A 22,521-nucleotide genomic window follows, 5' to 3' on the forward strand; every position below is an offset into this window, starting at 1 on the left:
TGTTCACCTGGTCGTAACACCACAGCTCGCTACCAGCGGTCGCTGCAGCTCAGTGCGCCAGCGCTGCTCCGGCTGCTCGGTTGCGGGTGCGGCGAAGCGCACGGTCACCTGCGGATAATCGCCACGTGCATCGCGCAGGTTGCTGGTACCACGGAACTCGAGCAGGCGGCGATCAGCATCGGCGTAGACCAGCGACAGACGTGGGGCCACCGCGCCGAACCAGGTATCAAGGCGGACATTCACCGCATGGGCGGAAAGCCCCTGCCAGCGCACCGGGCCCTGGTACTGCACCTGCACGGGGTAGAAGCGTTGCCGGCCGGGCACCAGAAAAGGCAGGCTGACCGGTGCTCCACCCTGCAGCGTCCGCCAGTGGGCCCGCACGGCGGCATCGAAGCCGGCGTCGATCACGGCATCCGGGGGCAGCGGCAGCTGCCTGGTTCGGGAAGGCGTGGACGTGTCCTCCTTCCAGTCGACCCGGACCACGCCGGGGTCGACCCTCACATCGGCCGCTTGGCCGCTGCGGGCGTCCTGGAGCACATAGCCCCGCACCTGCGGCCGGGTGGCGGCGGGCATCTGCTTGCGGGCGAAAGGTTGGCCCGCAGGGCAAAGGTATTCCACCCAGCGTTCGCTGCCATCGCCGGCGCCGCGCTGCCAATGCACTTCGCGGTAGGCAATGACTCCGTTGGCCAGGGTGGCCACGCCCTCTGAACGCAGAAGAGGGGCGGCCGAAGCGGCGCAGGGCATGCAGAGCAGCAAACAGGCAAGACGCATCGGGGCGATCCATGGGAGGCTTGCGGGCCTGTACGCGCGACGGCGCCGGCTGGATGCACGTTGGCACCCATCCCGGGTGCATCCAACAGGCGCCACCGTGCGTAGAGGGAAGGACTCCTCTTCACCCAACGGCAGCCCCCGCCGATGTACCGTCCTCCCGCCAGTCCCTCCCATCCCTTCGACACCGCGCGGATCGTGTCCAGTTCACAGCAGCCCAGCAACGAGCCAACGAACTGGAACGGCGAGATGGATGGCGTCGCCCGGCTGCGCGATCGTGACTGCTTCATGCGCATCTACGACCATTTCATGCCGCGCCTGTGCATTTATCTGCGTGGCCTTGGGGCACCCGCAGCGGTGGCCGAAGAGCTGGCCCAGGAATGCCTGCTGCGCCTGTGGCTGCGCGCGGCCGAGTTCGATCCTGCCCAAGGTGCGCTGAGCACCTGGTTGTATCGCATCGGTCGCAACCTGCACATCGACCGCGTGCGTCGCGAACGCAGCTGGATGCAGGTGCAGGAAGCCGTGGAAGACGCCGCTGCCGCCGACGTCGGCGAGCGCAGCAGCGCCGAGCAGTTTGCCGACCATGCCCGCCTGCGCCAGCGCATCAATGAACTGCCGGCCACGCAGGCGCGTCTGGTTCGCATGTCCTACTTCGAGGCCAAGAGCCACAGCGAGATCGCGCAGGCGCTTGGGATGCCGCTGGGCACGGTCAAATCACACCTGCGGCGAGCGTTCCTGCAGTTGCAGTCGAAGGTCGGGGGTGCACCATGAATCCGCACCACCACCTGCATGAGTCGACGCTGATGAGCTACGCCGCCGGTGCTCTGCCGGCACCGTTGAGCATCGTCGCCGGCACCCATCTTGAGCAGTGCCCGCACTGCCGCCAGCGGCTGCGCGAAGCGGAGGCCATCGGTGCCGCACTGCTGGAGCAGACCCAGCCCGTGGCGAATGAGGCGCGGCGGGCGGGCCTGCGCGAAGCGATGCTTGCGCAGCTCGTCGAGGTCCAGGCCGACGCGGTGCCAGGCCCGCTGCGGTCGATGCCGCGCGAACGCCCCGAGGCGGATCCGGATCATCTGCCGACGTCGCTGCATCCGTACTTCGGCGATTCGCTGGGTCGGCTGCACTGGCGCTGGATGGCGCCGGGAGTGCATTGCATCCGTGCCGAGCAGATGCCGTCGCTGATCATGCTGAAGATCGCGCCGGGCAAATGCCTGCCGATGCACAGCCATGGCCGCAGCGAACTGACACAGATCCTGCGGGGTTCCTACAATGATGCGCTGGGTCTTTTCGCGCCCGGCGATGTGGCCGACCTGGACGAGGAGGTCGAGCACCAGCCGGTAACGGCGCCGGGCGTACCGTGCATCTGCGTTTCCGCGCTGGATGCGCCGCTGGTATTCAGTGGTTGGCTGGCCCGCCGGATCCAGCGCTTCGTGAAACTCTAGGCTTCTTCAAGGTCAACGCATGTACGAAACACGCCCGCTACGGATTCTGCTGACCGGCGCGACCGGACTGGTCGGGCAGGGCGTTGCCCGTGCCTGTCTCGCTTCGCCGCAGGTGGCGCGCACCGCTGCCCTGGTCCGCGGCAAGGCCCCCATTGACGCGCGTATCGAGCAGATCGTGCTGGCCGATTTCCAGCATGCCCGTGGTGTGGGCCCGCAGTTGGCCGGATTCGATGCGTGTTTCTATTGTGCCGGAGCACCGCCGGTCGGCACCGCCGAGGACGAGTATCGGAAGGTGACGCTCGATGCCACCCTCGCCGTGGCTGCAGCATGGGCCGAGGCGAATCCGGACGGCCGGTTCCTGTATGTCTCCGGCGCCCATGCCAATCCCCACAGCCGGATCATGCCCCTGCGCATCAAGGGCGAGACCGAGGCCGCATTGGCGCAGCTCGCGGTGCGCAGCGTCATGCTGCGTCCCGCCGGGGTGCGCCCGGTGGCGGGGACCGGCACCCGTCATGCGGCGTTGAAGCCGCTGTATCGCTTTGGCGGTCCCCTGATGGCGGCGGCGGGCCGCGTCCTGCCCTCACTGGTGACCAGCAACGAAGCCATCGGCCGCGCGATGATCTTGCTGGCGACGATGCCGGAGCCGCCGCCGGTGCTGGAATGTGCGCAGATCAACCGGCTGGGTGGCGCTGCTGCAGCCTGATGGGTGCGGTGCACATCTGCTGCACATCGCGCCTACTACAGTCGTCGCTCATCCTTCTGTGACGCATCGACGTGAACCTGCAGCCATCGTCTTCCCTGCTTCGCCCATCGCGCCCAGCGCCTGAAAAAGGCCGTTTCGACCTGCTGGATGTCAATGCACTGCAGGATCCCGGCAGCGGCCGCATCGTCCATCTGTATTCGCTGGTGGCGCGTTGCCTGTGCTGCGAGGTCGTATTCAAGGCGCAGGAGGGCGATGGGCTTGTCAGCACGTCTGCCGCGCGTGTACTGCGCTGCCCGACCGGCTGCGGTGAGCAGGCCTTCAGGGGCAGCGCGCTGCGCCAGTGGCGGCCCGCAGCGCAAGGCCCTCAGGCATTGCCCGGCTAAAGCGCGGCCGGATTGGCCTGCCACACCGCGTAGTTGAGCGCACTGGCAAACGTCACCCATGCCAGGTAAGGCAGCAGCAGCCATGCCGCCGCCGGACGCACGCGATGGAAGGCCACGATCGTGGCCACGATCAGCGCCAGCAACAGTGCGATGTCAGCGAACGCCAACGCCCCCTGTTTCCAGCCGAAGAACAGCCAGCTCCACAGCACGTTGAGGGCCAGCTGCAGCAGATAGAGTGCCAGCGCAGGCGCGGTCGCGCGCCATCCGCCTTGGCGCCACACCAGCCACGCCGCCAGCGCCATCAATGCGTACAGCACCGTCCACACCGGACCGAACACGCTGGCCGGCGGTGCCCATGCCGGCAGCGCCAGGCTCGCGTAGAAATCCGCTGCCGAGATCGAGGCACGCGCGCCCAGTGCGGCCGCCAGAAAAGTGACGATGGCCCAGCCCAGAAGGCCAACCGCTTGCCTGCGGACATTCACGGTGTCTTTCCTCCTGCACTATCGCGAACTGCGGTAGTGCGTTGTACGTAAAGGCGTCGCGACTGGATGCAGCCTTCGGGTCAGTCCGCCGTGCCACCGTCGCTGGCCGCTGCAGCACCGGGCAGCAACGCAGGCCGACCGTCGAACCATTCCCGCGCACCGGCCAGATGCCATTGGCGGCGCTGCCCATCCAGCTCGATGCCGGCACCCAGCAGGCCCCAGCGAAGGTAGAGGTCGCCACGCTTGCGCTGGTCCAGCAGATCCAGCCGCGCACGCAGCGAAAGGCGCTCGTTCTCCGCCTGCAGTCCATCCAGTACCAGATGCCCGGCGCGCCAGCGCAGGCGGGTATGTGCATCCACCTGGCCGGAGTCGAGCAGCGACAATGCCCAGCGCGGGTAATCGCTGCGCTCGGCAAACAGCGCCAGCAGCGGGCCCGCGTCGCGCATGGCAAGATCCGCGCGTGCGTCCACCTGGAACGGTGACTGCGCATCGATGTCACCGCGGGCGATGGTGACCCGGCCCCACCACGGCTGTGAACGCTGCTGCTCACCCACCTGCACGTTGCGCAGCTCGATCACGCTACCGCCCAGATCGAAGCGGCGCTGGCTGAAATCGCCACGCCGCAGCCTGCCATCAACGCGGGCGTCGCCCTGCAGGCCAAGCCCGGCCACCTGCAGGCGTGCGCGTTGGCTGCGCAGGCGGACACTGCCATTGCCAACCCGGCCCTGGGTATCGAGTTCAACGTCGCCGCTCACCTGGCCAGCGCCTCCCAGCAGCCGCACCTGGCCGTTGCCCAGGTAGCGGTTGTAGGCGGTGAGGTCTGGAATGCTTGCGTCATCGAAGCGCAGCTGCGCGCGCACGCCCTTGCGCAGCTCGCGCAGGCGACCGTCACCGGTGAGTGTCAGTGCCAGGTCGCGCCCATCGAACAGCGTGGCACCCTTGGCGCCGCCTGCACGCGCATTGAACGTGGGAAGCTTCACTGCCAGTACGGCGTGCGTGGGCGTCCCGGCCTGCAGTTGGCCATGGGCGCTGGCCGTTCCCTGCATGTGCACGCCGGCCACTTCGGCCACCGCCCGCGCTGCAGGAATGTCGACGCTGCTGCCAGCGGCCAGCTCGCCGTTCTGCAGGCGCAGGTCGGCGCGCAGCACGCCGCCACCCTGCAGCTGGAACCAGGGTTTCTGCACGAACAGTGCAGGAATCCAGTTGAGCGAGGTGAAGGTCCATTCGCCCTTGACCGTTCCGGAGGTACGGCCCAGCATCTCGCTGGGTTCGGCGAATGGAATGTGCCGCCCGGTGATGGTCAGATCCGCGTCCAGCGCAGCGCCTGTGCCCTCGCGCTGCGGCAACCGCGCCTGCAGGCGGATGTCGCGGGCGGTATCCAGCTGCACTGCCAGCGTTCCGCGGTCGGGGGCGCCAGCTCCCATCTGCAGGGGAACGCGCCAGACCGCATGGCTGCCGGGCTGAAGCGCGCCCTGGTCCAGGGTGATCGAGGCCTGCAGCTGCCCCGGCACGGCGGCGCTGGCAATGGAAGGACGTTGCGTGTCCGTATCCAGGCGCAGGCCCTGGCTGCGCGCCTGCACCTCCAGCACGGCATGCAGCAGCCCCAGCTTTGCCAGCCCGGGCGCCTGGTCGCGGTAATGCCGTGGGTAGGAGAACTGCGTCTTCAGCTGCATGTCGCCGAGCAGCTGGGTGCCGTCAAGGCTGACGTCGGCATCAGCGAACGCCACCTCCGAGTCCAGCAGTTCCGAGGGACCACCACGCAGCTGCTTCACGAAACCGACCGTGCCGCTGCCCTGGCCAACGATCAACAGCTTGCCTGCGCGGAAGCTGCGGATGCTCTCGCTATGAATGGCATCGAACCGCAACGTCCAACCGCGATCACTACGCGGCGGGGAGGGAATGGCCTCATCCACGCGCGCGATCTCGGCGGCCACCCCGGTCGCGTGCAGCGACGGCACGCGCACTTCGCGCTGGAACAGCGGCAGCAATGCCAAGCGTGCACTGGCGCGGTCCGCGCGCAGCACATACACCGTGTGATTGACGTGGCCGCGCATCTGCACATTCCAGGCGATGACATGCCCCGGCAGCAGCGTGATCGCCGGGCCAGTGGTCATCACGAACTTGTGCGGCTTGCGATTGGTGACCTGGTCGAACAGCGGCGTATTGAGGAAAACATTGCCTGCCAACAGGTACAGCAGATACAGGCCCAGCAGGTACGGCAGCAGCTTGCGGCCGTGACGGCGCCATCGCTGCGGGCGGGCGAGGGAGTGGGGCATGGACCCTCGGCGTGGAATGGGATGGCCATCACTATCGTAGATGCGGCTGCGGCGCGATGTGAACGTGCTGCGCACACCGCGTCCTATAATCAGCGCGTCACTGTTCAAGGAGGTCACGGCATGAATGCCCAGACCAGCAAGGAAGGCGCAACCCAGGATGCGCCGCGCGATGCCGCCTCGGCGTCGTTCGATCCGACCTACACCTCGGCCAACAGCGAGGTGCGGGCCGCCGCCGGTGGTTACTCGGTCACGTTGAACGAGGGCGACGGCGCGTTGAAAGTGGGTACCGAGCACAAGCGCGCAGCGTCCAGTCCCGCATCGCAGTTCCAGGGGACGTCGCTGAACATGGCCGGCAGCCCGACGCCCGATGGCGGCAGGGACTACCTGCTCACGATGGAGTCGGTGGTCGGGGCAAGCGCGAAAGGTGCCGGCTTCCAGGACACCAGCAGCACCGGCGTACGCGGGCGCTACAGGGTCAGCCTGCCCAGCGAGGCGGTGGACGTCGATCCCACCCGCATCAACCCGTTCGATCCGCAGACCATTCCCAAGGGGGGCAGCGTCACCCTGGATGGCCAGCAGTTCACCGGCACCGCACTGGAAGGCAGCTTCCGCAACATCGCCATGCAGAGCCAGACGACCGAGGCGAGCGGTGCAAGCTACCGCGTGGATCGCCTGGATGATGGCCGGGTGCGCGTCACCACCGGGCCGAACGAGGCGGTGGAAGCCTTCAACGGCATGGGATTCAGTGTCGGCAGGTTCAGCGCGATTGCCGGTCGGCAGGATGCGCTCGGTCACGCTGCCGTCCGCACTGCCACGTTCGACCTGGATCAAGCCGAAGGCCGCCAGGCCTATGAACAGTTCATCGACAACGGCACCCTGAGCGGCCAGACCCCGGGCGTGCAGGATCTGGCGACGGTCGAGCGGCTGGGCATGAGTTCGCAGACGCGGCTGAAGGTCGGCTATGGCGACACGTTCGGCCTGGACCTGGCGGGTGCACGCAACAGCGGCGACGTGGTGCAGGTCAGTCGCGAGGACGGCAGCCGCACCGAACTGCGCAGCGTGCAGTACAACGGCAACCTGCCGGCCACCCGGGTCAGCGCCTACGGCGCCGACGGCCAGGAAGACAGAGCGCAGCGCCGCTATGAATTCACCTTCGACCTGCGCGGGCATGCGCAGGGTGAGCAGATTGCCGGAATGGCCAACGCGGCACTGTCCGGCGCCCCCAGCGGTGATCGCGGACCGGTGAAGGCCGGTGAGCTCACTACCCTGAGCTTCAGCGAGGCCCAGATGCGCACGCTGATGGAGCGTACCCAGTCGATGGTCGGGGACAACCCGATGCTGGGGCCATCGTGGCAGGTGCTTGCAGAGGACGGCAACGGCAGGCCGCAGCAGGATGTGGACGCCTTTGCACTGGGGCTGGCGCGCAACCAGGGGCAATCCACCTATGGCATGGCCGAACGCCTGTTCCATATCGCCGCGGCTGGCGGCAAGGATCTGCAGAAGATCGACGCTGCCGTGCAGGGCGAGCACCTGCAGTCGCTCGCGCCGCCCTCACCGCTGCTGCCCCGGCAGGACCCACGGCACACCGTCAGCCCGGACCACGGCATGTGGCTGCAGAGCCAAGGCGCTGTGAGCAGCCTCGACCAGGCGATGGGGCGCCAGCCTGATGAGATGAGCGAACGGCTGGGCATGGCCCTGCTGGTCGCGGCCAAGGCCAAGGGCATGCAGCGGATCGACGAGGCCGTGCTCAGTGACGACGGCAGGTACGCGTTCGCGGTGCAGGGCCAGCCGCACGCCGCCGATCGTCAGATCGCCCGCACCGATACTGCGCAGGCAGTGGCTACGCCGGTCGAGGACCAAGTGCGTCAGCTGCAGGACGCACCCGAGTGCACCGGCGCTGCACAGCATGATGCCCGGCAACAGGAGCAGGCCGTACAGGAGCAGGCCGCGCGGGCCATGGCGCGCTGACGCGCGCACGGGCGTGTTGCCTGCCGGGCGCTATCATCGCGCGAAGGAGCCCTCCGGCAGGCACTGGCGCTCGGCCGAATCGACCACCATGCCCAGATAAGGTTCGCCGATGCCCTGTCCGGCCAGCAACCGGCGCTGCCAAGCCTTCGCAGCGGGTATGTCACTGCTGAGGCAGGCATGGCGGGCTGCGGCCTCCAGGTTCCATGCAGTCGGGTACTCGGCGAGGATGTCTTCCCATCCCTGCCGCATCAGCGGCCAGTCGACCGCCGAGTTCTGGAACAGCTGCTGTCCCGGAACGCCTTCGCTGACCGATGCGTACAGGCGGGCATACAGGCTGGCGCGGCGGCGCTTGGCGGTTCGTGCCAGGGCATGCCGCGCGAAGGCTTCCATCTGCTGCGCATCGCCCTGCCAATGCGGGGTGAAGCGCTGCATCGCGATCAGATACAGCGGGTCATGGTCGGGAAAGAGCCTGCTGCCTTCGTCGACCAGCGCCATGAAGGCTGCTTCATCCACCCCCTGCCGCAACGCGATCAGGATGGACATTTCATACCAGTAGGGGTCGCGCTTGGCGATCGCCTTGTGCTCCTGCATATAGGCGGCCGCTACCGCGTTGTACTCGCTGAACTGCTGCCAGCCCTTCGCCGCCACCTCGTGGGCATAGCCATCGCCTCGGAAGCTCCAGGCCAGATTGAGTGGCACGCGCGCGGCGACCAAATGGGCCGACAGGGAGCCCGGTGACTGCCGGATCCAGCGTGCGGCCCAGGCGGTCCAGTCATTCCACTGCTGCACATCCTGAGGCGCGGTGCCGATGCGCCGCGATATGCAGATGTAGAAACGGCTGAGGTTGGAATAGCCGCTGGCATTGCGCTGGCCCTTGCGGAAGCGGTCGGCCATGGCATCGAGCGCCTTAAAGTCGTCGGCGTCCATCAGCGGCGTTACTTGATCGCACAGGGCCAGTGAATCGGGATCTTCCGCGGCCCAGGCGGACGAAATGGAAAGGCATGCCAGGCTCAACAGCGTGCCGGCGAAGTGCATCCTGCGCATCGGGGTCATCCTTGAAGTTTGGGGGCCGGGAGCGGCTTCAGGCCCGCTGCGGCATTGCGCAGTATCCCATTGCCCGCTACCTATCGGAAGCGAGGCCGTCTTCTGCGCTACGCTGGGCGCCATGACCCAGAGCCCGGAACTGCTGCGCCGCCTGCTGCGTGCAAAAGACCACATGGACCGGGCCAGCCATGAAGACTGGCCGGTGGCGCGGCTGGCCGGGATCAGTGCGGTTTCCGCGGCCCATTTCGCGCGCTCCTTCAAGGACGCCTTCGGGGTGCCGCCGCACCGCTATCTGCTCAGCCGCCGCATCGAGCGCGCTGTCGCCCTGCTGCGCGATACCGACCTGCCGATCACCAAGATCGCACTGCAGACCGGGTGGACCAGCCTGGGCACCTTTGGCCGCATCTTTCGTGACATCACCGGCGACAGCCCCGGCGCCCTCCGCGACCGAGAGCGGACCGATGCCCCGGCGCAGGGTCCGGTGCCGGAGTGCCATGCGCGTGCCGCACGGCGTCCGGACCTGAAGATCGCAGTTTTGGAGAAGCGCCGCCGCACCGGCCTTGTTAGCGTAGATCCCACCTGAGGGAGGATCCTATGACTGGCATGGTGAATGTGGTCGGCCTGTATGTGCACGACCAGGATGCGGCACTCGATTTCTACGTCAACGCACTCGGCTTCCAGGTGCATACCGATGTCGGCAACGGCGACTATCGCTGGCTCACGGTACATTCGGGCGGCGAGGGCGGTTTCCAGCTTGGCCTTTTCAAACCGGGGCCGCCGGTACACGATGCGGCCACTGCGCTGACCCTGCAGCAGATGGTGGCCAAGGGTGCGATGCCGCCGCTGGTGCTGGCGGTGGACGATTGCCGCGCCAGCTACGAGCGGCTGCTGGCACGTGGGGTGGAATTCACCCAGGAGCCGGTGGAGCGCTATGGTGCAGTGGATGCCGGATTCCGTGATCCGTCCGGCAATGGCTGGAAGATGATCGAGCGCCCTGCGAAGACTGCCGCGAGGACGCCGCAGTGAGGGCCGGCAGCTGGGCGCGTCCCGTGCACCGCTGGACGTCTATCGTCTTCACCCTGACAGTGATCGCCAACTTCGTGGCGCGCTGGATGGGGCAGGGCGAACCACCGGACTGGCTGACCTACTCGCCGCTGCCGCCGTTGTTCCTGCAGCTGTTCACCGGGTTGTATCTGTTTGCGTTGCATTACCGCCGTAGGCCGGATGCCGCGCGCGCCGGCGTCGCACCCTGACGCGGGGCGCAGAGGCAGATCAGGCAGGGTCCTCACGCAGCGCAGGCCCGGCGGAGAAGGCTCTGCCGGGCCATCCGGCGCTCAGCTCAGATCGCATCCGCTCGGCAGCGGCCAGCTGGCGCTGGGCAGCATGTTCTTCAGCGACGCCGGCGCGTTGATCGCCACGTAGCTGGCACCCAGCAGCTCTTCCAGATCCGCGATGGTGACCAGATAACTGTCCAGGCTGCCCAGACCCGTTTCATTGGGAATGATCCAGCTGATGGCCTTGGCGGTGCCGGTGTTTGGATCCTTGGTGATGATCGTCTTCCAGAAGAATTCCGGGGTCGGAATGCCATGGCTGGCCAGGAAATGGTCATTGGACGCATCGCCATAGACAACGCCGCCATAGACGTCGACCGGGGCGATGTCCCGGTAGCATTCGGCCACGTTCTCGGCCTTCACCCAGATGCCCTGGTTGAAGCTGGACACCTGCGGCACGATGTTGGTCATGTAGTTGGCGCGGCGGATGTAAGTGGCGTCGTAGTCCATGTGATTGGACGTCACCAGATGTCCCCGGTCATAGCCGGACCGCACGCTGGCATAGGAGGCGGTGCTGGTCTGGCCGAGGCAGCCTGCCGGCAGGTCCGGGTCCTTGTAGAAGCTGGACGGGCGGGCCGCCGAGCCGGTGTCAGCCACCAACGTGTATTCGTACCGGGTCGCGCTGTGGATGCTGCAGTCATAGGTCAATACGAACCCGCCCTTGTTGAGGGTCACGACCTGGGCATGTGCGGCCCCGGCAAAAGTACTGAAAACAAGGGCAAGGAAGAACGTGGCAAGGCGCATTGCGGATCTCCATGGATATGGGCAAGGCGCAGCCGTCCACCACGGCAGGCCAGGCCATTCCGTGTGAAGGACGATGCGGTGACAGGTATTGGGGATGCGACCCGGCCGTAGCCGGTATTGCCTGGGATCTCGACCGCGCACTGGCGTCAGGAAAGCTGTCGCGGTGTCGTTAGCGTCATTTTTTGGCGTCAACAGGTCAACGACCAAAGTGCGAAGGTGTGACTGCGCGCAAGCACTGGGCTCCTGTCAGATCAGGGTGCCCATGCATGAAAAGAAGACCTGTTAGTGGCGTGGCCGCTCTCCACAGACCGCTTTGTCGCTGGGCAGAGCAGGGCGAAGGAGCTCGCCTCCAGCAGCACGTCGCGAAGGCGGTCGAGGCCTGCACGCAACGGCCATCCATTCTTGACGGCGCCTTGGCGCCGGACGTGGATACTTCCGCCGTCATTGGCCGAGGAGGACTGAAAATGGGTAGCACCGAGACCAGCAGGGCGCCGCGCATTCTGCGCGTGGAAGTGATGCCGCTGGACTGCGGGGAAACCGCAGTGGTGGTGGAACTGGCGTCGCCCCCCGGCAGGGCCTGGGAGAAGGCACTGAAGCGCGTGATTTCTGAAACCGAGGGGCTTGAATCGGCGCAGTCGCGCTGTGACGGCCGCTTCGTCTACATCATCGGTATCGAGCCCGGTGGCCGTGGCACGCTCCATCGGGTGAACCAGGTCCTGGCCGCCACCCACGAACGCATTGCACCGCGCAACGGGCATTCCATGCCGATGCCACAGCAACCGGCAGGCGCCATGGTCAACGCCAGCCTCTGAGCAGCGATGGCCGATACACGGCAACCGGCCGGCTGCAGCCCCGCCACGCCCGGCGGCACAGGCTTCACGCCGCAGCCAACGTGTGTTCACCATGTTGCTACGAGCCTGTCGCCACCGTAGCGCCATGGCACGTGAACTCCGTCATCCGCGACCGGGCCACCCGGTCGCCGTGGGCTGCGCAGGGTGGTCGCTGCCCACGGACATCGCCCACGCGTTTGCTGCGGGAGACAGTGCGCTGCAGCGCTATGCATCGCGCTTTCCGATCGTGGAGATCAATTCGTCGTTCTACAGACCACATCAGCCCGCCACGTATGCGCGCTGGGCGGCCAGCGTGCCGCACGGTTTCCGTTTCTCGGTGAAGATGCCGCAGGCCATTTCCCATGACGCGCGCCTGCGCGGTGCTGCGCCGTTGCTCGACACGTTCCTGCACGCGGCGGCGCATCTGGGTGATCGGCTGGGCGCCCTGTTGCTGCAGCTGCCGCCGAGCCTGGCCTACGATGGCCGCACGGCCTCGGCCTTCTTCCGGGCGCTGCGCCGGCGCAGCGCCGTGCGGGTCGCCTGCGAACCACGCCACCCGAGTTGGTTCGACGACAAGGCCGACGCGCTGCTGGATGACCACGGCATTGCCCGGGTCGCGGCCGATCCCGCCCGGGTTGCAGGGGCTGATCAGCCGGGCGGAGCCAGGCACTGGAGCTACTGGCGGTGGCACGGGCAGCCGCGCATGTACTACAGCGCCTACCAGCAACCGCAGCTCTGCAGTCTGGTGGCCGCCGCAGTAGAGGCCGCCCAGGCGGGGGAGGCGTGGATCATCCTTGACAACACGGCGCACGGCCACGCCGTGCCCAATGCACTGCAACTGCAGTCGATGCTGGAGCACGCCAATGCCTGAAGGTCCTTCCATCGTGCTGCTGCGCGAGGCCGCCGCCAGGTTCAAGGGAAAGACCGTCCGTGGCGTCAGTGGCAACAGCACGCTCGACCTGGCCTGCCTGGAGGGACGCCGGGTGCGGGCCGTGCGCAGCTGGGGCAAGCATTTCCTGCTGGAGTTCAGCCACGTCAGTCTGCGCATCCACCTGATGATGTTCGGCAGCTGGCGCATCGACGAACGCAAGGAGACGCCAGCGCGGGTATCGCTGCGCTTTGACAACGGCGAACTGAACTTCTACACCTGCTCGGTGAAGCTGATCGATCAGCCGTTGGACGAGGTCTACGACTGGCGCACCGACGTGATGAGCCACCTGTGGGACCCCCGGCTTGCCCGCCGTCGCCTGAAGTCGATGCCCGATGTCCTGGTCTGCGATGCCCTGCTGGACCAGACGCTGTTCTCCGGCGTGGGCAACATCATCAAGAACGAGGTGCTGTTCCGCATCCGGGTCCACCCGGCCAACCCTGTTGGTGATCTTCCGCCGCGCAAGCTTGCCGAACTGGTCAAGCAGGCCCGCGAATACAGTTTCGACTTCCTGCGCTGGAAGCGCGGGTTCGAGCTGAAGAAGCACTGGCAGGTGCACACCCGGCGGACGTGTCCCTGTTGTGGTGGTCCGGTCAGCAAGGTCTACATGGGCACCACGCATCGGCGCACCTTCTTCTGCCCGGTATGCCAGGTCGATTATCGCGCTGGGACGCCGCGGCCGCCGGCGAAGAAGCGCACGCTGGCGAGAGGCCCGGTTCAGCGCGGTGGTGCCAGGCCCGTGCGTTGATATGAGGACGTGGATGACAGCGAAGCGATGATCTGACCGTTGCTGAGTACTTCGACGGCGCCCGATCGCTGCAGGGTCTGCAGGGCCGGCTGGCGGCGGTCCGGCAGGGCGGCGACCGCTTCCCGGGCGACCACCGTCGCGTACTCGCGCGAGTTGGCATCGATGGCAGTGGCCAGCACGCACGCGTCCAGTGCCATGCCGGCCAGCACCAACCGCCGGGTGCCGAGCTTGGCCAGCAGCACCGGCAGTGGCGTGGCGAGGAAGGCGGAGTGCTTCGGCTTGAGGATGAAGTAGTGTTCCTCGCTGGGGGCAAGGTACTCGACGATCCGCGCCGAGGCTCCGCCCCTCTGCCGGCAGGCCTCGACCAGCTGCGGGAAGTCGCGCTGCCAGTTGCCGAAATTGTCATTGGCGTAGATCACCGGCGAGCGGTGCGCGTCGAATGCAGCACGCAGGCGGGCGGTGCGCTGGGCTGCACGTACGGCGTACGGAGCCAGTTGTCGCCCCTGTGGACAGTCGAACAGGCTGAAAAGATCGATGATGAGCAGGGCGGTGGGCTGTTCCATGGCGGGCTCCGAGGTGTCAGGCCTCCACTGCCTGTTCGTCTTCGGCACCACGCACCAGCGCGCCGGAGCCGCCTGACGGGCGCGGGCTGCCCGGCCCCCTCGGCGGGAGCGCAGGCCCGATCACTGGCCAGCTCCGTCGTCCCCCTCACCCTTGTCGTGCCGAGCGGGCGCCACGCGCTTGCCAAGCCGTTGCGCCTGCTCATCCGGCGTGGCGGCGGCGACGAAGGGAGAGATCGGATCACTGGCCGGGAACGTCTCCGTCAACGCCTGATCATGATTGGCACTGTTGTGGGCCTTGGCCTGTCCAGCGCTGCCAGCAGGCACCGCGGCCGTGTGGTCATCCGGATGGGGCAGGTCTTTCTGATCGCGCTGCATGACGTTTCCTCATTGATTGGACCGCATCGTGCGGGTTGCACGACAACGGTAAACGTGAACGCGTGAGTACCCGCATCAAGCCGGTGTAGACGCAACGTCAACAATCAAGGCGTCCTTCCAGATGAGCTCGAAGCCGTTGCACGGTTGCGGCGCCACGCCAGCAGCTGTCCGATCAGCGCGGTTGCCAGCAACAGCAGGTTGGTGACCACGAACACGGTGGCACCCAGCAGCGCGCTGTAGATCGTGAACAGCGTAGACGCGGTCATCTGCCCGATGAAAAGCCACTTCGAGACGGTTTCCGGGTGCGGCGAGTGCCATTGCTTGACCATCTGCCGGACCAGTGTGGCCATCAGTACGGCTGTGGCGGTCCATCCAAGTAGATCAGGATGCATACGTCATCCTCGTGCAGAAGCGCGCCGCCCCCTAGGGAGCGACGCGTGGGCTGATCTGCGGCGCACCTGCGATCACGCGGCCTGGACGGCCTTGGCGTTGCCGCCGCTCTTGGCCAGCAGGGTCAGCTTCTCGTCCGTGGCCTTTTCTTCTTCCAGCGTTTCCAGCAGCAACGGCACAGCGTCCTTGTATCCGAGCTGCTTGGCCAGCGCGGCGATGGTGCCGTAGGAAGCGATTTCGTAATGCTCGACTTTCTGCGCGCCGCCAATCAGTGCTGCATCGCGCACCGGGCCCTTTTCAATGCTCTCGATGACTTCCTTGCCTTCTTCCACCAGGCCTTCCATCGCCGCGCACTTGATCCGCTTCAGGCGGATGCCCAGTACCTCCACCACCTGGTCGATGCGCTCGATCTGGCCCTGGGTCTCCTCCAGGTGCGTCTCGAACGCGGCGGCAAGTGCGGGGTTCTCTGCGGCCCGGGTGAGGCGCGGCAGGGCCTTGGTCAGCTGCTTCTCGGCACTGTAGATGTCGGACAGTTCGTGGATGAAAAGGTCTTCAGCGGTCTTGATGGCCATGGTGCGCTCCAGCAGGGAAGGAGCGACGAGGCTATCCCGGCCGGTGTTGGGGTGCGGGGTAGATGCAGTGAACGGCGGATGCGCATCGAGCGCGCAGATGCATGCATTCCCCTCACGCCGGGCACTGGGCGCGCGTCGGAACCAAGCTCAGCGTGGGTCGGCCGCTGCTGCGGAGTGGCCGGTTGCCGCCAGATGTTCGCCGTCCACCAGGCGCGCATTGCTGACGGCCTGGTGCGACCCGCACCTTCCGCAGGTCAGCAGCGTGCCCCCTGTCATCCGCTTGAGCTCCGCGTCGGCGCGGGACACGTGGTGGCACTGGTTGCAGCGGAAGGCGATAGCGGTGACCTGATCGATGCAGCCTCGCGCATCGGTCGCGTAGTCCACTGAAAAGACGTAGAAGAGTCCGGTGTCAGGCATGAAGTCGATCTCGCGGGCGGACCTGTTTCATGCCATGGGGCAGCAGTGCATGGCGTGAATCCTTTTCGGGTTCGTTTTCACATTTCACTGAATTGTTCTGTTTCAGGCTGCGCCTGCTGCGCTGCCTCAACCGGCCTTCTGCTACGGTTGGGAGCCCACTGCAGGGAGGTCGAACGTGCCCATCAGAGCCGTTGTATATACCAGCGAGGCGGCAGCGGATATTGCTGCCAGCCGGCTGGGCCAGACCGGGGGCAGGCTGTGCGGAATCGTGGATGACGCAGCACGTTTCAACCGTGATGCCGGCGTCACTGGCGTATTGCTGTTCGATGGCGCGCGCTTTGTGCAATACATGGAAGGCCCGGACGATGGCCTGCAGGTGGCATATTCCCGGGTGCTGGGTGCCAGCAGCCACAGCGGCCTGATCGAACTGCAGCGCGGCAGGGTGGGGCAGAGACGCCTGCCTTTCTGGCCCATGCGTTGGCTGCCGGTGGAACCGACGGAGCTGAGGCGGGTGGCCGGCGCGGACTGGACCGGTTTCGTCCAGCGCGAAGGCACCGCTGCGCCCACCACTACTGCCACGGGCATGGAGCTGCTGCGCGCCCTGGTTGAACCCTATACCGTCTCACCCAGTACGGAGTCGCCATGACACAAGCAACTTTCCACAGCGGACACCACCGCCGGCTGGACGTTCTTGCCGGAGTGTGGGAGACCACCCTCATCGCGCTGCAACCCGACGGCAGCACGGGCGGGGTGTCGTTCGCATCGGACGTTTACACGTGGATGCCCAATGGTCACTTCCTGGTGCATGAGGTCGACGCGATGATGGATGGGCAGCGTGTGCGCTCCACGGAAATCATCGGCGTCGATGTTGAATCCGGTGGTTTCTTCAGCCGCAGCTACGACGCTGATGGTGGCACCAGCGATTTCACTTCACGACTTGATGGCGGCAGGTACACCATCCAGGGCCAGTCCCAGCGGTTCGACGGCGTGATCAGCAGCGACCGGCAGTTGCTGACCGGGGAATGGGAGCATCGGGTCGGCGATGACTGGATACCGTTCGTCCGCATCGTGCTTGAAAAGGCCGAGTAGATTCGCTTGTTCGGCGGGCGCCCCCGCATCGGGGGCTTCGCGGCTGGCTGCGCCTAGCGCTTGGGCGGCGGCGGCGGCGCGGCTTCTTTCCCGCGTTCGGCCTCTGGCCCCGAGGCCTGGTCTTCGGAGGCGGCGGTGCCGCTGCCGCCGCCGGGCACGTTGCGCGCCGGCGCGCTGGCCGCTGGCGGGGTTTGCCGAACCGCATCGGCATGTTGTGCCTTATCGGTCGGTTCGCCTTGGTTGCAGGCCGACAATGCCATCGTCGCCACGGCACACAGCAGCAGTACCCGCATGGCCACTCTCCAGAGTAGGAAACCCCTTGCTTCTAGCGTTGAGCGCGTTGTGCGGGCGTGACGGGGGCGGCAGCGCACCGGCTGAAATCTGCCTCTGCTGGTGCCGGGAAGAAGGGTGCTTCGCCGCGCTTCGGCTCTTCCTGCTCACTCCGCGACGACGTTCAGGTGCGTTAAAGTTGCCCGCGTAGGTGCCCCCCGCGTCGCGGTCAGGGGCAGCCGAAGAAGTGACGCATCAGGAGTCCACATCATGAGTGTTCCCGGGGGATTGGAAGGGAGTGGGCAAGGCCTGACGCGCAGAACCTTCCTGCTGGCCGTTGGCTCCGCTTCGCTGCTGGTTGCCTGCAACGGCAAGGCGCCGGCAACCCATGCCGGTGCCACGCCAGCGAAACGGACGGACGGCCGCTTTCTGCAGCTCTCCCAGGCACTGACCGGCAAGTCCGACCTTGATCCGGCAACCGCCGGGCGCATCGAAGCCGCCTTCGCCAAGCTGCATCCCGACATGCACGCCCAGTTCCCCGCACTCGCGGCCAAGGCGCAACAGGTGCAGGGCCCTGAAGCGCTGCTGGCGGCCGCTGGCGATGCACGGCCGACAGCGCTGGCCATCATCACTGCCTGGTACACCGGCAGCGTAGGCAAGGGGCCGCAGGCCATCACCGTTTCCTATCGCGATGCGCTGATGCAGCGCCCGGTGGACGATGGCCTGTTCCCGCCCACCTACGCACAAGGCGGTCCCGCATGGTGGACGGCCGAACCGCCGGCGGCGGTACGCGCGCACGGCTGAGCCTGCGCTTCCAGCTCTTTTCCCGTAATTGTTATGGATTCCCCTCATGAAAGCTCCGGTTTTCCGTGATGGCGACGCCGATGCCGATGTTGTGATCGTCGGTTCGGGCGTCGTCGGCGCATTGATCGCCCACCAGTTGGTTCGTGCCGGAAAATCGGTTCTTGTGCTGGAGGCGGGCCCCCGCCTGCATCGTTCCGACGTGGTCGAGAACTGGCGCAACGTCAGCTTCGAACGGCGCATCGGCAGTGATTTCCAGGGGCCGTATCCGCAGTCACCGCTTGCCACCGCGCCGCTGTACTTCCCGGCCAATGACTACGTGGGCCTGACCGGCCCCGATGCCAGCAGCTTCCATCAGGGCTTCATCAAGGCCGTGGGTGGCACCACCTGGCACTGGGCCGCCTCCTGCTGGCGCCACCTGCCGGTGGACTTCAGGATGCAGAGCACCTACGGGGTGGGGCGCGACTGGCCGATCAGCTACGACGACATCGAGCCTTATTACTGCCGCGCCGAGGAGGCGATGGGCGTCTCCGGGCCGAATGATCCGGACAAGCAGAGCCCCTCCGAGCGATCCAGGCCCTACCTCGCCGACATGATTCCCTGGGGCAACGGTGACAAGGTGTTCGCCGAGGTGGTCAATCCGCACGGCTACAACCTGGTGCCCATTCCGCAGGGTCGCATGGTCACGCCCTGGAACGACCGGCCCGCCTGCTGCGGCAACAACAACTGCCAGCCGATCTGCCCGATCGGCGCGATGTACAACGGCATCCATACCATCGAAGCGGCCGAGAAACTGGGTGCGCAGGTGCTGGCCGAAGCAGTGGCCTACAAGATCGATACCGACGCGCAGAACCGGGTCACGGCCATCCACTGGTATGACAACAACAAGGTCAGCCACAAGGCCACCGGCCGCAGTTTCGTGATTGCGTGCAATGCACTGGAGACGCCGCGTCTGCTGCTGCTCGCCGCCAATGAGCAGAACCCGAACGGCATCGCCAACAGTTCCGACCAGGTGGGGCGTAACATGCTCGACCATTCCGGTTTCCACTGCTCGTTCATTGCCGACAGGCCGATCTGGCTGGGCCGTGGACCGGCGCAGTCCAGCTGCATGGTTGGCCCGCGCGACGGCGCCTTCCGCTCGCAGTACTCGGCCACCAAGATCATCCTCAACAACATCAGCCGGGTGGCGATCGCCACCGACCAGGCGCTGAAGAAAGGCCTGGTCGGCGACGCGCTGGATGCGGAGATCCGCCGCCGTGCGGTCTTCGGCGTGGATCTTTCGATCAGCCTGGAACCCTTGCCGGATCCCAGCAACCGGTTGACGCTGTCGAAAACGCGGGTCGATGGCCACGGCCTGGCCTGCCCCGATATCCATTACTCGCTGGGCGACTACGCCCGCAAGGGCTATGACGAGTCCTGCAAGCAGTTGCGTCACATCGGCTCGCTGTTCAACGCCGAGGAATTCGTCATCACCACGGCGCTCAACGCCAACAACCACATCATGGGCTCGACCATCATGGGCGCGGATCCGCGCGATTCGGTGGTCGATGGCGATTGCCGCGCACACGATCATCCCAACCTGTGGCTCCCGGGTGGCGGCCCGATGGTGTCGGCCAGCGTGGTCAACAGCACCTTGACCATGGCCGCGCTTGCGCTGAAGGCAGCAGATGCCATCGAGCGTGCCGCATGAAGACCTTCTGCTCGCTTCTGCTGATGATGCTAGCTGCAGCCAGCCAATCCGCGCGCGCAGACGAGGTTGCCGAACGTGGGCGCTACCTCTCGGTCGCTGCGGACTGCGTGGCATGCCACACCAGCCCCAAGCAGGGCAAACCCTACGCAGGCGGCTACGCGATTGCCTCGCCGCTGGGTGAGATATGGGCAAGCAACATCACGCCCTCCAGAAGCCATGGCATCGGCCTCTACAGCGAAGACGATTTCGCCAAGGCGGTACGCGAAGGCGTGCGCAAGGATGGCGCCCATCTGTATCCGGCGATGCCCTATACCTCCTATGCCAAGCTGACCGACGAGGACATCCACGCGCTGTATACCTACTTCATGAAGGAGGTGGCGCCGGTCGATGAGGAAGCTCACGCGACCGAGCTGCCGTTTCCCTTCAGCATCCGCCAGTCCATGGCGGTGTGGAACCTGCTGTTCCTGGACAAGGAAACGTTCACCCCCGATGCGGGCAGGAGCGCGCAGTGGAATCGCGGCGCCTATCTGGTGGAGGGTCTGGCGCACTGCTCCAGCTGCCACAGTCCGCGCGGGCTGATGATGCAGGAAGTGGGTGGCAAGGCCTTCGCCGGCGGATCGCTGGGTGACTGGTACGCCCCCAACATCACCTCCCACCCCACCAGCGGTATCGGGGGTTGGAGCGATGCCGAGCTGGCCCAGTACCTGAAGACCGGCCGCGTCGCCGGTAAGGCGCAGGCCGGCGGCGGCATGGCCGAAGCGGTGAGCAACAGCCTGTCCAAGCTGCAGGACGAGGACATCGCCGCCATCGTCGCGTACCTGCGCACGGTGCCGGCCGTGGCCGACCCTGATGCCACGCGGGCCGCCTTCGCGTGGGGAGACGCCGCCACGGCGCCGGGTGAGCAGCCGGTACGCGGAACGAGTGCTGCATTGGCCTCGGGCGGTGTGCTGTATTCGGGCCTGTGTGCAAGCTGCCACGGTTCGCGCGGCGAGGGCAGCAGGGACGGGTACTACCCCTCCCTGGTGCACAACACTACCGTCGGCATGACCCGCCCGCAGAACCTGATCGCCACCATCATCGGCGGCATTGACCGCGATGTGCACGGCGAACACGCGTTGATGCCGCACTTCTCGAAAGGCTCGTTCGTGCAGGACCTGAGTGACGCCGATATCGCAGCGGTTGCGACCTACGTGCGCACGCAGTTCGGGCCGGGCGACCAGGTCACCGAGGCGCAGGTTGCGCTGACCCGTGCCGGCGGCGAGAAGCCACTTCTGGCGAAGATTGCACGCTTGTGGCTGCCGATGCTCATCCTTGCCGTGCTGGCGTTGGTAGGCATCGTGCTGCTGGTGCGACGCGCCTGGAAGACCCGGAAGGCGCGGAGGGCGGCCGCATGAATTTCGTATCCTTGACCGGCATCGGGCTGCTTGCCTTCATCGTCAACGGGTCGGTGTCGGCTGCCGAATCAGGTGCCACCGCCAAGCACAAATCGGTCGACAGCGTCGCGCAGACGCCGCTGAGCGCGGATTGGGCAGCGCGCCTCTGGCTGCAGGACCACGGCGTTACCCCCAGCGCACGCATCGTGATCGGCAGCGGCGTCAACAGCGATGGTTACAAGGGCAGTGGCTGGTCCACCGCCGAGCACATCGACCTGGGCGCGACGATCGACACCGGCAAGGCATTCGGCTTCGACGGCACCCTGCGCGTGGTGTTCTCCGATCGCTTCGGCAACGCCATCAACGAACGATCCACTGGTTCCTACATCCAGAACCAGGCCTTCTATGGCCAGGGCCAGAACCTGCGTTTCAACGAGCTCTCCTACGAGCGTTTGCTGCTGGGCAAGCGGTTGAGCCTTAAGGGTGGCTTCTACTCGATGGGCAACGACTTCGGTGGCTTGCCTTACACCTGCAACTTCAACAACAACGGCCAGTGCGGGCATCCGCTAGGCCCGATCTACAGTTCTGGCTGGTTGGACAATCCGACAGGCCAATGGGGTCTGCGGGTAAAGTGGAATGATCCTTCAGGCTGGTACGCACAGACCGGCATCTACGACGTCAACCCGACGCGCAAGCAGGCCAACAGTGGCTTCCGTGTTTCGACGAAGGGAAAGACCGGCCTGTTCCTGCCGGTCGAGCTGGGCTACAGCCATGGCAAGTCCGGCGAGGACTATGGCGGTACCTACAAGGTCGGCTACTACCTGGATACCTCCAACGCCGATGACATCGGTGACCCGACGGCACCTCGCGCTTCGCATCGCAGCGGTTCGTACGTGCAGGCCGCACAGCGGGTGTGGAAGCCCGAGGGTGACACGGTGCGCGGCATTTCGGTGTTCGGCGTGGCTACCCGTGCCGACGCAAAAACAGGGCTGATGCGCTACTCGTGGGAAGCCGGCGTGAGCTGGCGTGGCGTGATCGCATCGCGCGAAGATGATGTGCTCAGCCTGGCCTGGAACCGGCTGGACATCTCCGACCGGCTCGCCCGCCATCAGCAGCTGACCGGAAAGGATGTGCAGAGCAACGAGCAGTTCGTCGAGCTGAACTACGGCGTGCAGGTCGCCCCGTGGCTGGTGCTGCGGCCGGCGGTGCAGTACGTGGCACGGCCCGGCGCCTATGCCAGCCGACCCGACAGCTGGGTGTTCACCCTGCAGGCGCAGGCGACGCTGTAGGCGGTTCAGAGCCCGCAGCATGGGGTGCCGAACGTGCGCCCCATG

At 66.3% G+C, this 22,521-nt stretch carries 28 protein-coding genes; 17 read left to right on the forward strand and 11 right to left on the reverse strand.

Annotated elements, in window-relative coordinates; all coding sequences use genetic code 11:
* Positions 1-3: 3 nt before the first annotated feature.
* The gene (locus ABIA73_RS01545) at positions 4-771 is read right to left on the reverse strand and encodes a hypothetical protein (RefSeq protein WP_354275312.1); all 768 of its coding nucleotides are present in this window, start codon (positions 769-771) and stop codon (positions 4-6) included.
* A gap of 144 nt (positions 772-915) precedes the next feature.
* On the opposite strand from ABIA73_RS01545, the gene ABIA73_RS01550 reads away from it, so the two are divergent.
* From ABIA73_RS01550 to ABIA73_RS01565, 4 genes are all read left to right on the forward strand, one after another.
* Positions 916-1,539 (forward strand): sigma-70 family RNA polymerase sigma factor, encoded by a 624-nt coding sequence (locus tag ABIA73_RS01550; RefSeq protein WP_025874474.1) that lies wholly within the window; start codon positions 916-918, stop codon positions 1,537-1,539.
* Positions 1,536-2,210, forward strand: a complete 675-nt coding sequence (locus ABIA73_RS01555) for a ChrR family anti-sigma-E factor (RefSeq protein ID WP_313281939.1) — start codon at positions 1,536-1,538, stop codon at positions 2,208-2,210. The genes ABIA73_RS01550 and ABIA73_RS01555 overlap by 4 nt, the downstream gene beginning before the upstream one ends.
* Positions 2,211-2,229: 19 nt before the next feature.
* Positions 2,230-2,913, forward strand: a complete 684-nt coding sequence (locus tag ABIA73_RS01560; RefSeq protein WP_354275313.1) for an NAD-dependent epimerase/dehydratase family protein — start codon at positions 2,230-2,232, stop codon at positions 2,911-2,913.
* Between the two features lie 71 nt (positions 2,914-2,984).
* Complete coding sequence (locus ABIA73_RS01565) at positions 2,985-3,296, forward strand: hypothetical protein (protein WP_354275314.1); 312 nt, start codon at positions 2,985-2,987, stop codon at positions 3,294-3,296.
* Here the strand turns inward: ABIA73_RS01565 and ABIA73_RS01570 are convergent.
* Together ABIA73_RS01570 and ABIA73_RS01575 are read right to left on the reverse strand one after the other, a co-directional pair.
* On the reverse strand, positions 3,293-3,778 hold the full coding sequence (locus ABIA73_RS01570; RefSeq protein WP_354275315.1) for a TspO/MBR family protein: 486 nt from the start codon (positions 3,776-3,778) through the stop codon (positions 3,293-3,295). The genes ABIA73_RS01565 and ABIA73_RS01570 overlap by 4 nt on opposite strands.
* Positions 3,779-3,858: 80 nt before the next feature.
* Entirely contained in the window at positions 3,859-6,054 is a 2,196-nt protein-coding gene (locus ABIA73_RS01575) for an AsmA family protein (protein WP_354275316.1), read from the reverse strand.
* 120 nt (positions 6,055-6,174) lie between these two features.
* On the opposite strand from ABIA73_RS01575, the gene ABIA73_RS01580 reads away from it, so the two are divergent.
* The gene (locus tag ABIA73_RS01580) at positions 6,175-8,022 is read left to right on the forward strand and encodes an XVIPCD domain-containing protein (RefSeq protein ID WP_354275317.1); all 1,848 of its coding nucleotides are present in this window, start codon (positions 6,175-6,177) and stop codon (positions 8,020-8,022) included.
* A 33-nt stretch (positions 8,023-8,055) separates the two neighbouring features.
* On the opposite strand, the gene ABIA73_RS01585 is transcribed toward ABIA73_RS01580, so the two are convergent.
* On the reverse strand, positions 8,056-9,066 hold the full coding sequence (locus ABIA73_RS01585) for a DUF4034 domain-containing protein (RefSeq protein ID WP_059064223.1): 1,011 nt from the start codon (positions 9,064-9,066) through the stop codon (positions 8,056-8,058).
* A gap of 121 nt (positions 9,067-9,187) precedes the next feature.
* Between ABIA73_RS01585 and ABIA73_RS01590 the strand changes: the two genes are divergently transcribed.
* Genes ABIA73_RS01590 through ABIA73_RS01600 form a run of 3 tightly spaced genes read left to right on the forward strand, consistent with a single transcriptional unit; the run spans position 9,188 to position 10,319 of the window.
* Positions 9,188-9,649: a helix-turn-helix domain-containing protein gene (locus ABIA73_RS01590; RefSeq protein ID WP_309908724.1), complete on the forward strand. Its 462-nt coding sequence runs from the start codon at positions 9,188-9,190 to the stop codon at positions 9,647-9,649.
* 11 nt (positions 9,650-9,660) lie between these two features.
* Positions 9,661-10,092: a VOC family protein gene (locus tag ABIA73_RS01595; protein WP_032974687.1), complete on the forward strand. Its 432-nt coding sequence runs from the start codon at positions 9,661-9,663 to the stop codon at positions 10,090-10,092.
* The gene (locus ABIA73_RS01600; protein WP_099842541.1) at positions 10,089-10,319 is read left to right on the forward strand and encodes a hypothetical protein; all 231 of its coding nucleotides are present in this window, start codon (positions 10,089-10,091) and stop codon (positions 10,317-10,319) included. Before ABIA73_RS01595 ends, ABIA73_RS01600 begins: the two co-directional genes overlap by 4 nt.
* A gap of 81 nt (positions 10,320-10,400) precedes the next feature.
* Here ABIA73_RS01600 and ABIA73_RS01605 read toward each other — a convergent pair whose 3' ends face one another.
* Positions 10,401-11,141, reverse strand: coding sequence for a DNA/RNA non-specific endonuclease (locus ABIA73_RS01605; RefSeq protein ID WP_033831157.1), 741 nt, complete (start codon positions 11,139-11,141; stop codon positions 10,401-10,403).
* A gap of 464 nt (positions 11,142-11,605) precedes the next feature.
* Here ABIA73_RS01605 and ABIA73_RS01610 point away from each other — a divergent pair, with 464 nt between their 5' ends.
* The 3 genes from ABIA73_RS01610 to ABIA73_RS01620 all read left to right on the forward strand — a co-directional run bounded on the left by ABIA73_RS01610 (position 11,606) and on the right by ABIA73_RS01620 (position 13,647).
* Entirely contained in the window at positions 11,606-11,953 is a 348-nt protein-coding gene (locus tag ABIA73_RS01610; RefSeq protein WP_080148719.1) for a hypothetical protein, read from the forward strand.
* 124 nt (positions 11,954-12,077) lie between these two features.
* Complete coding sequence (locus tag ABIA73_RS01615; RefSeq protein ID WP_059064230.1) at positions 12,078-12,842, forward strand: DUF72 domain-containing protein; 765 nt, start codon at positions 12,078-12,080, stop codon at positions 12,840-12,842.
* The gene (locus tag ABIA73_RS01620) at positions 12,835-13,647 is read left to right on the forward strand and encodes a DNA-formamidopyrimidine glycosylase family protein (RefSeq protein WP_218787551.1); all 813 of its coding nucleotides are present in this window, start codon (positions 12,835-12,837) and stop codon (positions 13,645-13,647) included. Before ABIA73_RS01615 ends, ABIA73_RS01620 begins: the two co-directional genes overlap by 8 nt.
* On the opposite strand, the gene ABIA73_RS01625 is transcribed toward ABIA73_RS01620, so the two are convergent.
* From ABIA73_RS01625 to ABIA73_RS01645, 5 genes are all read right to left on the reverse strand, one after another.
* A complete protein-coding gene (locus ABIA73_RS01625; protein ID WP_354275318.1) occupies positions 13,617-14,210 on the reverse strand; it encodes a cysteine hydrolase family protein in 594 nt (197 codons plus the stop codon). The two genes, ABIA73_RS01620 and ABIA73_RS01625, sit on opposite strands and share 31 nt — an antisense overlap.
* Before the next feature lie 120 nt (positions 14,211-14,330).
* Positions 14,331-14,585 carry a hypothetical protein gene (locus tag ABIA73_RS01630; protein ID WP_051501597.1) on the reverse strand — a complete coding sequence of 85 codons (255 nt, stop codon included), beginning with the start codon at positions 14,583-14,585 and terminating at the stop codon, positions 14,331-14,333.
* A gap of 104 nt (positions 14,586-14,689) precedes the next feature.
* Positions 14,690-14,977, reverse strand: a complete 288-nt coding sequence (locus ABIA73_RS01635) for a hypothetical protein (protein WP_059064233.1) — start codon at positions 14,975-14,977, stop codon at positions 14,690-14,692.
* A gap of 72 nt (positions 14,978-15,049) precedes the next feature.
* On the reverse strand, positions 15,050-15,547 hold the full coding sequence (locus ABIA73_RS01640; protein ID WP_354275319.1) for a YciE/YciF ferroxidase family protein: 498 nt from the start codon (positions 15,545-15,547) through the stop codon (positions 15,050-15,052).
* A gap of 147 nt (positions 15,548-15,694) precedes the next feature.
* Positions 15,695-15,964, reverse strand: a complete 270-nt coding sequence (locus tag ABIA73_RS01645) for a hypothetical protein (protein ID WP_025874499.1) — start codon at positions 15,962-15,964, stop codon at positions 15,695-15,697.
* A 175-nt stretch (positions 15,965-16,139) separates the two neighbouring features.
* Between ABIA73_RS01645 and ABIA73_RS01650 the strand changes: the two genes are divergently transcribed.
* A complete protein-coding gene (locus ABIA73_RS01650; RefSeq protein WP_354275320.1) occupies positions 16,140-16,610 on the forward strand; it encodes a BLUF domain-containing protein in 471 nt (156 codons plus the stop codon).
* Positions 16,607-17,053: a hypothetical protein gene (locus ABIA73_RS01655; protein ID WP_354275321.1), complete on the forward strand. Its 447-nt coding sequence runs from the start codon at positions 16,607-16,609 to the stop codon at positions 17,051-17,053. The genes ABIA73_RS01650 and ABIA73_RS01655 overlap by 4 nt, the downstream gene beginning before the upstream one ends.
* A gap of 53 nt (positions 17,054-17,106) precedes the next feature.
* On the opposite strand, the gene ABIA73_RS01660 is transcribed toward ABIA73_RS01655, so the two are convergent.
* Positions 17,107-17,346: a hypothetical protein gene (locus tag ABIA73_RS01660; RefSeq protein WP_025874502.1), complete on the reverse strand. Its 240-nt coding sequence runs from the start codon at positions 17,344-17,346 to the stop codon at positions 17,107-17,109.
* 247 nt (positions 17,347-17,593) lie between these two features.
* On the opposite strand from ABIA73_RS01660, the gene ABIA73_RS01665 reads away from it, so the two are divergent.
* Genes ABIA73_RS01665 through ABIA73_RS01680 form a run of 4 tightly spaced genes read left to right on the forward strand, consistent with a single transcriptional unit; the run spans position 17,594 to position 22,476 of the window.
* A complete protein-coding gene (locus ABIA73_RS01665) occupies positions 17,594-18,127 on the forward strand; it encodes a sugar dehydrogenase complex small subunit (RefSeq protein WP_080278295.1) in 534 nt (177 codons plus the stop codon).
* Positions 18,128-18,173: 46 nt separating this feature from the next.
* A complete protein-coding gene (locus ABIA73_RS01670; protein ID WP_032974706.1) occupies positions 18,174-19,814 on the forward strand; it encodes a GMC family oxidoreductase in 1,641 nt (546 codons plus the stop codon).
* Entirely contained in the window at positions 19,811-21,208 is a 1,398-nt protein-coding gene (locus ABIA73_RS01675) for a c-type cytochrome (RefSeq protein WP_033831150.1), read from the forward strand. Before ABIA73_RS01670 ends, ABIA73_RS01675 begins: the two co-directional genes overlap by 4 nt.
* Entirely contained in the window at positions 21,205-22,476 is a 1,272-nt protein-coding gene (locus tag ABIA73_RS01680) for a carbohydrate porin (RefSeq protein WP_033831149.1), read from the forward strand. Before ABIA73_RS01675 ends, ABIA73_RS01680 begins: the two co-directional genes overlap by 4 nt.
* Positions 22,477-22,521 lie beyond the last annotated feature (45 nt).

This window comes from Stenotrophomonas sp. 2694 (assembly GCF_040548715.1).
In the GTDB taxonomy this organism is placed as follows: Bacteria; Pseudomonadota; Gammaproteobacteria; order Xanthomonadales; family Xanthomonadaceae; genus Stenotrophomonas; species Stenotrophomonas indicatrix.